This is a genomic window from Alcanivorax quisquiliarum (genome assembly GCF_023051175.1).
GTDB lineage: Bacteria > Pseudomonadota > Gammaproteobacteria > Pseudomonadales > Alcanivoracaceae > Isoalcanivorax > Isoalcanivorax quisquiliarum.
This window is the reverse complement of sequence record NZ_JALKII010000005.1, coordinates 1-14,084: the sequence shown is the minus strand read 5'-3', so window position 1 is coordinate 14,084 and position 14,084 is coordinate 1. Positions and strand designations below refer to the sequence as shown.

At 60.5% G+C, this 14,084-nt stretch carries 14 protein-coding genes; 8 read left to right on the top strand and 6 right to left on the bottom strand.

Features of this window, described 5'->3' with window-relative positions:
• Positions 1–10 precede the first annotated feature (10 nt).
• Positions 11–829 carry a siderophore-interacting protein gene (locus MU846_RS08545; RefSeq protein WP_246951681.1) on the bottom strand — a complete coding sequence of 273 codons (819 nt, stop codon included), beginning with the start codon at positions 827–829 and terminating at the stop codon, positions 11–13.
• Positions 830–1,411 carry a PadR family transcriptional regulator gene (locus MU846_RS08540; RefSeq protein WP_246951679.1) on the bottom strand — a complete coding sequence of 194 codons (582 nt, stop codon included), beginning with the start codon at positions 1,409–1,411 and terminating at the stop codon, positions 830–832.
• A gap of 199 nt (positions 1,412–1,610) precedes the next feature.
• Between MU846_RS08540 and MU846_RS08535 the strand changes: the two genes are divergently transcribed.
• A complete protein-coding gene (locus MU846_RS08535) occupies positions 1,611–2,099 on the top strand; it encodes an RDD family protein (RefSeq protein WP_246951677.1) in 489 nt (162 codons plus the stop codon).
• Here the strand turns inward: MU846_RS08535 and lptG are convergent.
• Positions 2,096–3,157 carry an LPS export ABC transporter permease LptG gene (gene lptG, locus MU846_RS08530; protein WP_246951675.1) on the bottom strand — a complete coding sequence of 354 codons (1,062 nt, stop codon included), beginning with the start codon at positions 3,155–3,157 and terminating at the stop codon, positions 2,096–2,098. The genes MU846_RS08535 and lptG overlap by 4 nt on opposite strands.
• A complete protein-coding gene (gene lptF / locus MU846_RS08525; protein ID WP_246951673.1) occupies positions 3,154–4,272 on the bottom strand; it encodes an LPS export ABC transporter permease LptF in 1,119 nt (372 codons plus the stop codon). The genes lptG and lptF overlap by 4 nt, the downstream gene beginning before the upstream one ends.
• A 65-nt stretch (positions 4,273–4,337) precedes the next feature.
• Here lptF and MU846_RS08520 point away from each other — a divergent pair, with 65 nt between their 5' ends.
• The 6 genes from MU846_RS08520 (at position 4,338) to MU846_RS08495 (ending at position 11,212) form a co-directional block, all read left to right on the top strand.
• Positions 4,338–5,822: a leucyl aminopeptidase gene (locus MU846_RS08520; protein WP_246951670.1), complete on the top strand. Its 1,485-nt coding sequence runs from the start codon at positions 4,338–4,340 to the stop codon at positions 5,820–5,822.
• On the top strand, positions 5,819–6,238 hold the full coding sequence (locus tag MU846_RS08515) for a DNA polymerase III subunit chi (protein WP_246951668.1): 420 nt from the start codon (positions 5,819–5,821) through the stop codon (positions 6,236–6,238). The genes MU846_RS08520 and MU846_RS08515 overlap by 4 nt, the downstream gene beginning before the upstream one ends.
• 54 nt (positions 6,239–6,292) lie before the next feature.
• Positions 6,293–6,781, top strand: a complete 489-nt coding sequence (locus MU846_RS08510; RefSeq protein WP_246951666.1) for a hypothetical protein — start codon at positions 6,293–6,295, stop codon at positions 6,779–6,781.
• 90 nt (positions 6,782–6,871) lie between these two features.
• Positions 6,872–9,634 carry a valine--tRNA ligase gene (locus MU846_RS08505; protein ID WP_246951664.1) on the top strand — a complete coding sequence of 921 codons (2,763 nt, stop codon included), beginning with the start codon at positions 6,872–6,874 and terminating at the stop codon, positions 9,632–9,634.
• Positions 9,635–9,759: 125 nt separating this feature from the next.
• A complete protein-coding gene (locus MU846_RS08500) occupies positions 9,760–10,371 on the top strand; it encodes a TetR/AcrR family transcriptional regulator (protein ID WP_246951662.1) in 612 nt (203 codons plus the stop codon).
• Positions 10,372–10,375: 4 nt separating this feature from the next.
• Positions 10,376–11,212 carry a class I SAM-dependent methyltransferase gene (locus tag MU846_RS08495; protein WP_246951661.1) on the top strand — a complete coding sequence of 279 codons (837 nt, stop codon included), beginning with the start codon at positions 10,376–10,378 and terminating at the stop codon, positions 11,210–11,212.
• 19 nt (positions 11,213–11,231) lie between these two features.
• Here the strand turns inward: MU846_RS08495 and MU846_RS08490 are convergent, their stop codons facing one another.
• Positions 11,232–11,933 carry a TetR/AcrR family transcriptional regulator gene (locus tag MU846_RS08490; RefSeq protein WP_246951659.1) on the bottom strand — a complete coding sequence of 234 codons (702 nt, stop codon included), beginning with the start codon at positions 11,931–11,933 and terminating at the stop codon, positions 11,232–11,234.
• A gap of 121 nt (positions 11,934–12,054) precedes the next feature.
• Here MU846_RS08490 and MU846_RS08485 point away from each other — a divergent pair, with 121 nt between their 5' ends.
• A complete protein-coding gene (locus MU846_RS08485; protein WP_246951657.1) occupies positions 12,055–13,005 on the top strand; it encodes a DUF4382 domain-containing protein in 951 nt (316 codons plus the stop codon).
• A gap of 53 nt (positions 13,006–13,058) precedes the next feature.
• Here the strand turns inward: MU846_RS08485 and MU846_RS08480 are convergent, their stop codons facing one another.
• Positions 13,059–13,265 (bottom strand): DUF2061 domain-containing protein, encoded by a 207-nt coding sequence (locus MU846_RS08480; RefSeq protein ID WP_246951655.1) that lies wholly within the window; start codon positions 13,263–13,265, stop codon positions 13,059–13,061.
• Positions 13,266–14,084 lie beyond the last annotated feature (819 nt).

The window sequence follows — 14,084 nt, the reverse complement described above, 5'->3', positions numbered from 1 at the left end:
CCGGCGCCGGCTATTCAAAGTGCTCATGGCTATCCGGCTGCGAACGGCGCCAGTAGCTGGCCGCCCGGATACGGCTTTTGTCGATACCCAGCTCAGTGGCCAGATAGTGCCGCACCGCTTTGATATCGCTGTACTCACCCGCCGCCCAGACATAACCCTCGCCCGGCGGCAGCACCAGTTCCCGCACGGCAGCTTCCAGCGCGCCCATGCCGCCGCTCTCCGGTAGCCCGGCCTCGACCACCCAGCGCAGTTGCAACGAACCCTGGCTGGCAAGCGCCTGCCTGGCTTGCTCGCTCTTCACTTTGATGATGGCAATCGCCGTGGCCTCGGCCGGCAATTCCTCCAGCCGCCGTCCGATCGCCGGTATGGCTGTCTCGTCACCGATCAGCAAGTGCCAATCGAAAGCCATGGGAATAACGAACGAGCCACGCGGGCCGGCAATGCCCAGCGCATGGCCAGGCTCGGCAGCGGTGGCCCAGTCGGTGGCCGGCCCCTCGTGATGCAGCACGAAATCGATATCCAGCTCATTGGCAACCGGATCATATCGGCGCGGCGTGTAATCCCGCATTGCCGGTTTCGGCCGCCCCTCCGCAAACACCAGCCCCTGCTCGCCCAAAACAGGCAAATGCAATGCAGCCCCGGCACGCTCCGGCACCATCAACTTGACGTGATCATCGAACGAGGCAGAGTAAAACCCGGCCAGCTCGGGGCCGGTCAGCGTGATACGCCGCATCGCCGGGCTCAGCTCGGTGATGCGTTTTACCTCCAGCCTGCGCACCTTAATCGGATGGCGCACTCTTCGTACGGCAAGCAGATCGTCGGTCATCATTCACACCTCAGAAGAAGGGCCGGCGCGCCCGGCGACAGCAAGAATTTCGGCACTGGCGCGCTGCAATATTTCGATTAGGCGCCGCTGGGCAGCATGGTCGGCCTCACTATTGGCCAACAATGCGGTTCGTAACGCCCTGCGCGCGTGAATGTATTCCGGCAGCCAGCCAGTGGTCTCGGATGCCAGCGCCTCGCTTTCGCCCGCCAGGCTCAACCACTGCATCCGCTTGGCAGCATGGCGCAACGCGGCGATGAGCAACTCGGCCTGCTGTTGATGAGCCTGCACATAATCGCGCCCGGCGGCGGTCAGCCGATAGCGTTTGCGCTTGCCACATTGCTCCACCTCTGCCAGCCGACTTGCTTCCAGCTGGGCCAGAGCCGGGTAAAGCACACCAGGGCTCGGGCTGTAGTACCCATGAGACAACGCGCCCAGCTGCTTGATCAGTTGATAGCCGTGAGCCGGCGCTTGTTGCAGACACCAGAGCAGCGTGAGCCGCAATTCCTCCGCACTGAACTTGCGCCCACGGGTCAGTTGCTCCGCACCGCTGCGCTGTTGTTGCCGCCTCGTATTGCTCTTTTCCAAGCTGCCTTTCCTTGTATGTCGCCACTAAAGATGCATCTTAAGATATATCTTATCGGAGAAAAGCTCAATTCCCCGGCATAGTCACGCCCTTCCCCCTTACCCGCAGCGTCGTTACAATTTTGCTTCTGCGGCCCGGTACAATGCACGAGACAAGACGAGCCGCCCGCGGTTGCCGCGCCCAAGACTACAAGAGACCTTGATGACAACCCCATTGCCCCCTGCTTCCCTTGCCCGCCGCCTGGCCGCGCTGGGCTATGACGCGCTATTGCTCGCGGCGCTGATCTTCGTGACCACTGGCATCGTGGTGCCGCTCTATCTTCATTCAGGGCTGCCTGTTGCAGAACTTAACGGCGTTACCAAACCGCCGGTCTGGTTCTCGCAGGGCGTGTTATTGCCGTTGCTGTTGCTGGAAATATGGGCCTTTTACGCGTGGTTCTGGCTGCATGGAGGGCAAACGCTGGGCATGAAGACCTGGCGCATTCATGTGCGCCGGGCGGATGGCGGCGCGCTGACGCTGCTGGATACGCTGAAGCGATTTGGCGCGGGGCTGGTGACGTGGATACTGCTGGGTGCCGGATACCTGCTCGCGCTGGTGCCGCCGAGCCGGCAGACACTGCACGACCGGCTCTCCGGCACAGTGACCATAACGTTGCCCAAAATCGGGCAGGAAAAGAAGCAGAGCCGCTAGCGCACCCGCCTGAGCAGCCATAATCCAAGCCCGAAGCACACCAGCGGTGGCACTGCCGCCGCCAATAACGGTGAGGTGTTGAACACCAGGCTCAGGTGGCCAAAAAACTGCTGGCCATAGTAGAACAATAACCCGGCAACGATGCCTGCTGTCAGCCGCAGCCCCATGGTGACTTCCCGCAGCGGCCCGAAAATAAACGAGATCGCGATCAGCACCATGCCCAGCGTTGCCAGAGGCTGCAGCACCTTTTGCCAGAACGACAGCTGATACTCGGCGGCCTCCAACCCCTGCCGGGCCAGATAACGTGAATATTCCACCAGCTTTCTGATCGCCAGGCGCTCCGGATCAAGCACCACCACAGCCAGCAATTCAGGGGTCAGGGAGGTTTCCCACACGCCCGTTTCCTGGGTATAGGGCACCACCTGTTCTTCCAGCAACTTGCTGCCGCGCACGCCCTCCAGAAACCAGTGGCCGCCCTGATAAAGCGCCCGCTGGATAAACTGCGCCTCCGCCAGCGTGCGATCGGCGCGAAACCGATAGCGCGTTACGCCGTATAGCACCCCGTTAGGCTGCACCGCATTAATATGGATGAACTCGTCACCCTCGCGATGCCAATAGCCATAACGTGAACTCAACGCCTCGCCGCCGCCCTCGGCGATGGCGCGATTACTCTGCGCAATCTGCTCGGTGTATGGCGAGATAAATTCGCCTATCGCCATGCCCACCACCAGCAACAGCAAGGCCGGCCGCAGCACCATCCAGCTCACCCGGCCCACGGAAACCCCGGCGGCGCGGATCACGGTCAGTTCGCCGCTGTTGGCCAGCACTCCGAGTCCGATCAGTGTGCCCAGCAGGATCGCCATGGGCAGGAAATCAGCAAACCGCCGGGGTACGGTGGTGAATACGAATTGCAGTGCCTGCCAAGCCTGATAATTGCCGCGCAATCCTTCAAGCTCGGCAATGAAACTGAACAGGCAATCCAGCGCCACCAGCACACCGATGACCCCCAGCGATGCCACCATCACCGCTCGCCACAGATAACCGTTGAGCAACTTCACGTGCGCATCCCCCGGCCGTAGCGGCGTTTTGCCGACCATGCCGGTACCAGATACAAAGCCACCACCAGCAAGGCCGCCAGCAAGTGAATCCAGATGGAGTGCAAATACAACGGCAGATCACCTTCCACGTCGCTGATGGCGCTGCGCATGACCAACAGCAGCCCCATATAGAACATATAGATGAGAATCGCCGGGATCAGTTTGCCAAACCGGCCCTGCCGGGGGCTCACTCGCGCCAGCGGTATGGCAGCCAGCGCCATCAGCGGCACAATGACAATCAGAGACAGTCGCCATTGCAGTTCCGCTCGGGCCTCGTTGGCATCACTGGCCAGCAACTCGCTGGTGGTCCAGCTGCGCGTCTTTGGCGGCCGCATCGGCCCCTGTTCGCGACCGACCCGCACCAGTGCGCGGTCAAAATACACAGTACGGAAATCTGCATCACCAGGGCGGCCCTGATACTGATAGCCACCGGTGAGCTCCAGATAGGTCATCCCCAGCTGTTCCACCAGGCGCCCCTGTCGCGCCCATACTGTCAGCAGCTCTGTGGCGCCATCGCCCTCCGGTGCCATACGAAACTCGGAGAGAAATACGCGCTCCAGCGCGCCCTCATCGCGGTTCAACGATTCTGCATAGGTCGCGCGGTAGCCGCCATCACTACCGCGCACATGAAAGCGCCCCGGCGCCAGCAGCTCCAGCACGGATCGGCCGCGCTGCTCCTCGAACAGCTGCGCCACCTCGGCATCGCCTTTCGGCGTCACATACAGCGAGAACAGCGCAATAAGCGCTGCCGTCATCAGTACCGGCAAGGCCATCGCACGCATCAGTGCCCATTCACTAACGCCGCCAGCCTTGAGCACCACCATCTCGTTATCGACGTACATGCGGCCGAGCACCAGCAGCACGCCGATGTAAAGGCTCAACGGCAGGATCATTTGCAGAAATTCCGGCAAGCGGAACGCCATGATCAGAAACAGCGCGTCGGCAGCGATATCGCCCACCGCAGCCTCTGCCAGATACTTGATAAAGCGGCCGCTGACCAGCACCATCACCAGCACAAAGGTGACGACCACTGTGGTCACGAACAACTGCCTGTTGATATAGCGGTAAAGAATCAAACCGTATCCTGCCGGGTTAGGCCCGTTTCACGTCTAAACCGGCGCATTGTAACCCAGGAGATGAGATGGAGTACGCAGTCAGCGGCAAAGCCGCAGCCAAACTCAAGGTGGACTGTCTGGTCGTACCATTGAGCAAGGGCGCTACCGACCTGCCGGTCACGCTTCCGGAAGCCACTCGCGAGCTGATCGCCGTATACGTCAAAGACGGTGATTTCAGCGGCAAGAAGCAAGAAACGCTGCTGCTACACAATCCGCCGGCGCTCACCGCTCGCCGCCTTTTGCTGGTCGGCACAGGCGTTGAAAACGGGCTTTCTGTACAAGCTTTCTTACAACTTGCCACCACCGCAGCGCGTGCAGTTGCCGCTACCGGCGCCAGCAGCGCAGCATTGCTGCTCACCGACCTGGCCGTCAAAGACCAGGATGCACTCTGGCTGGTGCGCGAGGGCAGCCGTGCGCTTGCCGATGCACAGTATCGCTTTGACGAGTACCGCAGCGAGAAAGCGCCGGCCAAGCGCCTGAAACAATGGACATTGCTGAGCACCGCCAGCCCCGCCGCCGCCCGCAAGGCGCTCAACGAAGGGCTGGCTATCGCGGCCGGCATGGCACTGGCCAAGGATCTCGGCAACCGCCCGCCCAACGACTGTTACCCGGCTTATCTCAGCACCGTGGCCAAGGATCTGGCGAAGCAGTACCCGGCACTGAAAGTCAGGATCATCAGCGAACAGCAGGCCGAAAAACTGGGCATGGGTGCATTCTGTGCTGTCGCACGCGGTAGCGAGCGCGAAGGGCAAATCATCGTGCTGGAGTATCAGGGCGCCAAGGGCGCCCCGATCGCACTGGTCGGTAAAGGCATTACCTTCGACACTGGCGGCATTTCGCTCAAGCCTGGCGCCGGCATGGATGAAATGAAATATGACATGGGCGGCGCCGCCAGCGTCTTTGGCACCATCAAGGCGGTCTGCGAACTGGGCCTGCCGATCAATCTGGTCGCCGTGATCGCTGCTGCGGAAAACATGCCCGATGGCCGCGCCTCGCGCCCCGGCGATATCGTCAAGACGCTCTCCGGGCAGACCGTTGAAATTCTCAACACCGATGCCGAAGGCCGGCTGGTGCTGTGCGATGCGCTGACGTATGTGCAGCAGAAATACAAACCGCAAACCGTGATCGACATTGCCACCCTGACGGGCGCCTGCGTCGTGGCACTGGGCAGCCATGCTCAGGCGGTGTATGCCAATGATGCCGAACTCGCTCAGGCATTGCTGGTCGCCGGTGACGAAACCGGTGATCGTGGCTGGCCCATGCCGCTGTGGGACGATTATCAGGAGCAGCTCGACAGCCCCTTTGCCGACATCGCCAACATCGGCGGCCCGAAAGGCGGCTCGATCACGGCGGCCTGCTTCCTCGCGCGCTTTACCAAAGAAGTCAACTGGGCGCACCTGGATATTGCCGGCACTGCATGGATCAGTGGCGGCAAACAAAAAGGCGCCACTGGCCGCCCGGTGCCTCTGCTCAGCCGTTACCTGATCAACCTGGCTGCCGGCAAAGCATGACCGAGGTTCTTTTTTACATCAGCAACACCCCCGGTATACGCGCCAGGCTCGCCTGGCGCATCGCCGAGAAAGCCTGGCGCCAGCAGCGCAGGGTGTATGTGCATACTGCCAGCGAGCAGGATGCGCAAGCACTTGAGGCGTTGTTCTGGCAGCAGCCCGCGACAGCTTTCTTGCCCCACGTGCTGGCCAACGACACCATCGCCGCCGGCACGCCAGTGGTGGTGGGTTTCGGCGATGATCCCGGCGAACACCATGATGTGCTGATCAATCTTTCTACCACCGTGCCGGATTTCTACAGTCGCTTTACCCGAGTTGCGGAAATGATCTGCGGCGATCCCGAGCAACGGAACAGCGGCCGGCAACGCTGGAAGTTCTACCGTGACCGGGGTTATCCGGTACAGGATCACCATCTGTAGCCCGCACGCTTGCATAACCCCGTGCTCCTGACCAAGAATGCCCCTGAGAGTCGTGTGGGGGTTACATTTATGGATCAGGACAACAAGCGCCCTGCCAGCGCCCTGGGTGCCCGCCAGCGCGGCCTGCTGCATGAGCTGGATGACATTCGCACCCTGCTCGGTGATGGCAGCAACGATGATCTTCTCGACATCCCGCTGCTGGAACCGGAGGGCGATGCCCACACCCAGATTCCTCTACTTGATGCTGCGCTCCTCGCGCCGACAAACGACGGCCCGGCTGCCGTCGAGCGCGCTATCGCCGAGCGGGAAAACCCTTTTCTGCCCCGCGCTACCATAGAGCGCCTTGCGCAGCATCACCGCCAGACACCGGCTGCCCCCGAGGCAGGCGCGGCTCCCGCCATCAACACGCCCGCCGCTGCGCAAGCACCTGACGAACAAACATTACGCGCCTTGGTGGATGAAGTGCTGGCCGTCTGGCTGCCACGCATAGAGCGCGAGCTCCGCGAACGCCTGATGACGCAACTGCGTGACCAGGCAGACTGATACCAGCGGCTGTCTCTCCTGAAGCGCACGCCATAACCCTGTATAATCGCCGGCTTTCGACCACCACTCAGCCCGGGCGACCGCCAGACCATGGACAAGACATACCAACCCGATGCCATCGAACAGCGCTGGTACCAGCGCTGGGAACAAGCCGGCTACTTTGCCCCCAGCGGCAAAGGTGAACCTTTCAGCATCATGGTGCCGCCACCCAACGTGACCGGCTCCCTGCACATGGGCCACGGCTTCAACAATGCCGTGATGGACGCCTTGATCCGCTATCGCCGGATGCAGGGGCGCAACACCCTCTGGCAACCTGGCACAGATCATGCCGGTATTGCCACGCAGATGGTGGTCGAACGTCAGCTGGCAGCCGAAGGCAAGACCCGCCACGATCTCGGCCGCGACACCTTTATCGACAAGATCTGGGAATGGAAAGAAGAATCCGGCGGCACCATCACCGGCCAGATGCGCCGCCTGGGCTCGTCCCTGGACTGGTCACGCGAACGCTTCACCATGGATCCGCAGCTGTCACGAGCTGTGCAGGAAGCTTTTATCCGGCTTCATCAGGAAGGTTTGATCTATCGCGGCAAACGGCTGGTCAACTGGGACCCGGCGCTGCATACCGCCATCTCCGATCTTGAGGTGGAAAACCACGAAGAACAGGGCCACATGTGGCACTTCCGCTACCCACTGGCGGACGGCTCCGGGCACCTGGTAGTCGCCACCACGCGGCCGGAAACCATGCTTGGCGATACCGCCGTGGCGGTGCACCCGGAAGATCCCCGTTATCGCGACATGATCGGTAAAATGATCCGGCTGCCGCTGGCAGATCGCGACATTCCGATCATCGGCGATGATTATGTCGATCCGGATTTCGGCTCCGGATGCGTCAAGATCACACCGGCGCACGATTTCAACGATTATGACGTGGGCCGCCGGCACAACCTGCCGATGATCAACCTGTTCACCGTGGACGCCACCCTCAACGACGACGTGCCCGCGCCCTATCGCGGCCTGGAGCGGTTCGCCGCACGCAAGCAGATTGTCAGCGATCTAGACGCCCTCGGCCTGCTGGAAAAAGTCGAAGACCACAAACTGATGGTGCCACGGGGCGACCGCTCCGGCGTAGTCATCGAACCTTACCTGACCGACCAGTGGTTTGTAGCCGTCGAGCAACTCGCCAAGCCAGCCATCGAAGCCGTCGAGACGGGCGCTATCCAGTTCGTGCCGAAGCAATACGAAAATATGTATTTTTCCTGGATGCGCGATCTTCAGGACTGGTGTATTTCACGCCAGCTCTGGTGGGGGCACCGCATCCCGGCCTGGTATGACGATGCCGGCAACATCTACGTGGGGCGCACCGAAGAGGACGTGCGTGCCGCGCATGACCTCGGCGATACACCACTGCGCCAGGATGAAGACGTCCTGGACACCTGGTTCAGCTCCGCCCTGTGGACGTTCTCCACATTGGGCTGGCCGGATGACACCCCCGAGCTGCGCACCTTTCACCCCAGCAGCGTGCTGGTAACCGGTTTCGACATCATCTTCTTCTGGGTCGCCCGGATGATCATGATGACGCTGAAATTCACCGGCGAAGTGCCGTTCAGGAAAGTCTATGTGCATGGCCTGGTGCGTGATGCCGAAGGCCACAAGATGTCGAAGTCGAAAGGCAACGTGCTTGATCCGCTGGATCTGATCGACGGCATCAGCCTGGAAGCGCTTGTCGAAAAACGCACCAGCGGCCTGATGCAGCCGCAGATGGCGGCACGCATCGAAAAACAGACACGCAAGGAATTCCCCGACGGCATCGCAGCGTACGGCACCGACGCGCTGCGCTTCACCTTTTTGTCCCTGGCGGCAACAGGCCGCGACATCAAATGGGACATGGGGCGCATCGAAGGCTTCCGCAATTTCTGCAATAAGATATGGAACGCCGCCCGCTACGTGATGATGAATACCGAAGGCGAAGATTGCGGCGCCGATGGCGGCGAGATAGAGCTGAGCCTGGCCGACCGCTGGATCATCTCCGCCTTGCAACGGGCCGAGCAAGAAGTGGGCGATGCCCTCGACAGCTTCCGTTTCGATCAGGCCAGCACCGCCGCCTACGAATTTATCTGGAACGAATACTGCGACTGGTATCTGGAGCTATCCAAACCGGTGCTGTATGGCGACCAGTACAGCGAAGCACGCAAGCGCGGCACCCGCCGCACGCTGGTACGCGTGCTGGAAGCCTTGCTGCGCATGGCGCATCCGTTCATGCCGTTCATCACCGAGGAAATCTGGCAGCGCATCGCTCCGCTTGCCGGCCAGCAGGGTGAAAGCATAATGCTTCAGCCCTATCCCGTGGCAGATTCCTCACGCATCGACGCCGAGGCCGAAGCAGACGTCCAGTGGATCAAGGATGTCATTACCGCCGTGCGTAATATTCGCGGGGAGATGCGCATCGCACCGGGCAAGGAGCTGGATATTTTCCTGCATAATGGTGGCGAGGACGATCATCGGCGGCTACAGGAAAACCGGGCATTGCTGAGCAAGCTCGCTCGCCTCGCCTCGATCACCCTGCTCGGCCCCACCGATTCTGCGCCGCCATCGGCGACGCAACTGGTGGGCCGTATGGAATTGCTAGTGCCCATGGCCGGACTGATCGACAAGGATGCCGAGATCGAGCGTTTGTCGCGCGAGATCGAAAAACTGCGCAAGGAAGTCACCCGCTGCGATCAGAAACTCAAAAGCCCCGGCTTTGCCAACAAGGCACCGGCGGAGGTAGTCGCCAAGGAACAGGCCAAACTGGGCGAATTCCGCTCCAGCCTCGCACGCCTGGAAGAACAGCTGGAAAAGATCAAGTATCTGTAGCACCCCAAACCTGCCTGGCGGCGCCTGTCCGGCCCCGCCAGGCAGGGCTCTTCCGCGAGCCTGCCCGCCGATCACCTTCTGCTATACTTCAGCCTTGTTCCCAGGCAGCACAGGGTGCCCGCCTCATGACCGAACCCACCGACAAGCGCCGCGGGCGCATCCTCGCGGCAGCCCGCGAAATATTTGCCCGGGAGGGATTCCGCTCCGCCGATGTCAAAACCATTGCCGAAACCGCCGGCGTAGGCAAAGCAACGATCTACAAGTTCTTTGATTCCAAGGAACAGCTGTTGCTGGTGGTAGTGGAAGAAAACCTGAACCAGATTCGCGACCTCGCCCTGCGCCAGCTCATCAGTAGCGGCCCGCCACTGGCACGCATGGAAGGCGCTTGCCGCGCAATCGCCTCGTTCATCGCCAGCAATCGCGCCTTCACCCGCGTGCTGGTGCAGGAAGCCGGTGATTTCGCCGGGGAGATACAACGCCAGCACCTGACCATGATCGAGCAGAACATGCCGCTGGCAGAAGCCTTCTTCAGCGAGCTGCGGCAGGAAGGCTATTTCACCGAGCTGGAGACCCGCGCCACCATCCAGATGATGGTGAATCTGTTCATTGGCGCCGCCTACACCTGGGCGCTCACGGGCGCCGGCGATCTGGAGGAGCAGACCGCCACCTATCTCCGCGTGCTCACCGCCGGCCTGCGCGCCCCGCTTCCACATTCCGCCACTCCAACAAAGGACTGACCTCATGACTTTGCACGCGTACCGCTGGCCCGGCGCCCTGCTTCTCCTGGTCACTGCACTGCTCGGGCAAGGCTGCGCCAACCATTCCCCGGCGCCCGTCGATGCAATTGCTCAAGCCGCGGCCCATCCGCAGCGCACCGCAGCATTCGTGGCCCGTGACAGCTGGCGCAACCCCGTCGAAACACTGGCGTTTTTCGAAGTCGAGCCAGACATGAGCGTCGTTGAAATATGGCCCGGCGCCGGCTGGTATACCGAGATACTGGCGCCGCTATTGCGAGAGCAAGGGCAGCTCTACGCCGCGCATTTCGACCCGGCCAGCCCGGTGCCTTTCTTCCAGCGATCACTGAATGCTTTCCAGAACAAACTCGCGGCGGCACCAGATATTTATGATCGCACCACTTTGACAGCATTCAATCCGCCCACCGCGACGGCCATTGCACCTGATGGCAGTGCGGATCGGGTACTGACCTTTCGCAACGTGCACAACTGGGCCAAGAGCGGCCACGCCGACGCCGCCTTCGATGCATTTTTTGTCGCCCTCAAGCCGGGCGGCATACTCGGCGTGGTCGAACACCGTGCACCCGCCGAGCGCTCGCTCGCCGAGCAGATCGCTTCAGGCTACATGACAGAGGAATATGTGATTGCACTGGCAGAGCGGGCTGGCTTCCAGCTGCTGGAGCGCGCCGAGATCAATGCCAACCCGCAAGATAGCGCCGATCATCCGGCGGGTGTCTGGAGCCTGCCGCCTACTTTGCGCGGCGCTGACGGGCCTGATCGCGCTCGTTACCAGGCCATCGGCGAAAGTGATCGCATGACATTGAAATTCATCAAACCGTTATGACAAGACGCATTGCGCCCGCTCAGGCTCGGGGCCGAGCGGGCGCAAGCTGCTCAGGATCGACTTCGCCCAGAATGACGGCTTCCGCAATGCCCGTCATGATGCGCTTGCATCGTGCCAATTCGCCATCACCCACTTTATCCGCACCCTCGCGCAGCAGATAAAGCGAATAATTCTCCAGATTCCAGAGCAAGGTGCGCAGCACCAGCGGATCGAAACGACGCTGGATAAGGCGCTCTATCTCCGCCCCCAGAATCTCCACAGCCAGCGCCTGGCCGTTCTCCCGGTGTGGCGCCAGTGCCGAGCCAGTGCTGCGCGCCTCCTCCATCATCAGCCTGATCACCGGGCCCATGGAAACGTGATAATCAAAATAGATATCCGTGGTGTTGCGGATAATATCCTTCACCGTCGCAGACTGTTGCACTTGCTCCCGGAATCGAAGGATCATGTTCTCGACAAATATCCGATATATATTTTCCAGAACATCCAGTTTGTTATCGAAGTATTTGTAGAAAGTGCGGCGCGAGATATCCGCAGCGTCCAGCAAATGCTGTACCGTGGTGCGGTGTAGCCCGCGCTGGGCAAACACTCCCATGGAGTGAATCAGGATTTCCGCGCGCGCCTGCGAGCGCTGCATGTTGTGATCCTGACCCTGGTAGGCATCAAGTACCTGGCTGACCACTTCGCGGATCGCGTCAAGATCCTGATTTGCCTTGTCTTCCATGGAATTGCTACAACCACTGTTAAAAACGAAGGTCAAAGTTTAACCAACCCGGCAAGCAGCGTAAACACAAGTAACCGCGGCACCGGATCGCGTAACACGCAACGCAGGAGGCGATATCATAATGTGGGGACAGATACTGCCCGTGGGTCTGGTCGCGCTATTCGCGCTATTCAATCAGGATGGCTGCGAAATCAGCAGCGGCAACCGGGAAGGCCGCGCCAGCTTTGCCATCACTGATGCACCTGCCGACGATGTCGACCAGGTTCGGATCACCGTCAGCCGCATCGTGCTCGGTTATGATGACCGCTCCGTAAGCTTGCCCATCAATCCGCCCGTGGTGATTGAAAACCTGCTGGATTTTCAAGGCACGACAACCAAACAATTGCTGCCGCTGGAAGAGATCCGCGCTGGCAGCTATGACTGGATTCGCCTTTATATCAGCGAGCGCAACAACGGTGCCAGCGTCCGTGAGCGCGCCACCGGCCAGGAGTTTCCACTTCAGCTCGATGACACAGCCGCCACCGGCACGCAGGTTCGTTACCTTGAGCTGAACCAGGCTTTCAGCATTCCCCGCGACAAGGACAGTAACTTCACACTGGAGCTTGATTTGCGCAAGGCACTCATCAAACGCAGCAGTGAATATTATCTGCTGCGCCCCACCTTGAGGCTCGCTCGCGAGGAAGACAGCGGCACCATCACCGGCACCATCGCCGAGCCACTCGTCAGCGCTGCCGGCTGCACCAGCGACAACGCCGCCGACGAGGGCCGCAGCCTCGGTAACGCGGTATATTTATACCCGGGGACAGGCATGAACATGGGAGATGTATACACCCGCCTTAGCGGCACACCCATCGGCACACGCAACCCGTATGCCATAGCGCCAGTACGCAAAGCGATTGACGATACTGACTACCGGTATGAGTTCGGCTATATCCCCGCCGGCACTTACACCCTCGGGTTCACTTGTCAATCCATGGCAGACGAGCCACTTCGTCAGGACAACCTGCGCTTCGATACCCGCCACGAAGTGACCGTCAAAGCAGGTGAAACACTGGAGCTGCCTCTGTTTTAAACAACGGGGATTTTAAGCAACGGGAGCTTTAAACAACCGGGCCGCTGGCCCGGTCATGCACTCAAAGAAACCCCTTCATCCGGCCCGCGCTCCTTGCGCAGCTTGAGCCAGACCTTTTCGTGGAAGTGATACGCCACCGTATTGACCATTGGCTCCACCAGCGCCACCGCCCCACCTACCATCCAGTCGCCCGTCATGATCCACACCACAATAAATGCGACAACGATATGCATCGCGCCGAAGCTCGCTGTCTTGACCATGAGAAACCTCCGAATTAGCAGATGGACCACAAACGAGAATTATTAACGTTAAGGATAACGGTTTATGGAGCAGGGGAAAGGTAATTGAAGCACTGGCTTTGATAGGGCAGAGCTATCTATTAGCTGGCCACTGCCTGCGCACCTCGTTTGCGCATATCGCGGCCCCTGTCAGCAGAGATACCGGCACCTGACGCTACTTCAAGCAGCCTCGCTTCACGCGATCTGAGAGCTTGGCAACACCTAACGGCAAGTTCGTGATCGTGCTCCTGAGCCTGATCCAGTTAGTCAGGCTAAAGCTGCGTAATCCACCTGCCGCTCTGTGAGATGGGTTACAGCGATTACCGACGCAGAGTATCAAAGCCGTTATTGAGCTTCCGCCTGTCACTGGAAGTGAGATGATATGTGGCGAAGCTTGGTAGCCAGGCACTTATGAGCCGACAACCTGCCGTTGCCTTCGGCCGCTCGGCAACGCTCGGCGGTGTCTTGGCAGGAAGGGTTTCACTCTTATTAGGTGTCCACTTAAAAATAGGTGGACACCTAATTACTGGGGAAAATGACGGCGGGTAGATGGGTTCGCCGGACGCTTGCCCCCAACTCGCATGGCGGAGCGCCGCCGGGCTATGCCCGGTGGCCGGACCCGCGCAGCGGGCCCCACCTGTAAAAAGCGGGCCTCCCCATGCGAGAGTGCACATAAGTAAAACGCCCTGCCAGATTCGCTGACGGGGCGTTTTAGTTGGTTGGTGCGGTCAGATCGTGCGGCAGGGAGGCGGGCTGGGGTGGTCCTACTTGGGTCGCAAGCGGGGCTTGCGATCGCTGCGC

Coding starts and splice junctions, on each gene's coding strand:
- MU846_RS08480 (WP_246951655.1), bottom strand. CDS start 13,265: ATGGTCAAGACAGCGAGCTTCGGCGCGATGCATATCGTTGTCGCATTT.
- MU846_RS08515 (WP_246951668.1), top strand. CDS start 5,819: ATGACCGAGGTTCTTTTTTACATCAGCAACACCCCCGGTATACGCGCC.
- MU846_RS08490 (WP_246951659.1), bottom strand. CDS start 11,933: ATGGAAGACAAGGCAAATCAGGATCTTGACGCGATCCGCGAAGTGGTC.
- MU846_RS08535 (WP_246951677.1), top strand. CDS start 1,611: ATGACAACCCCATTGCCCCCTGCTTCCCTTGCCCGCCGCCTGGCCGCG.
- MU846_RS08495 (WP_246951661.1), top strand. CDS start 10,376: ATGACTTTGCACGCGTACCGCTGGCCCGGCGCCCTGCTTCTCCTGGTC.
- MU846_RS08505 (WP_246951664.1), top strand. CDS start 6,872: ATGGACAAGACATACCAACCCGATGCCATCGAACAGCGCTGGTACCAG.
- MU846_RS08545 (WP_246951681.1), bottom strand. CDS start 829: ATGATGACCGACGATCTGCTTGCCGTACGAAGAGTGCGCCATCCGATT.
- MU846_RS08500 (WP_246951662.1), top strand. CDS start 9,760: ATGACCGAACCCACCGACAAGCGCCGCGGGCGCATCCTCGCGGCAGCC.
- MU846_RS08485 (WP_246951657.1), top strand. CDS start 12,055: ATGTGGGGACAGATACTGCCCGTGGGTCTGGTCGCGCTATTCGCGCTA.
- MU846_RS08520 (WP_246951670.1), top strand. CDS start 4,338: ATGGAGTACGCAGTCAGCGGCAAAGCCGCAGCCAAACTCAAGGTGGAC.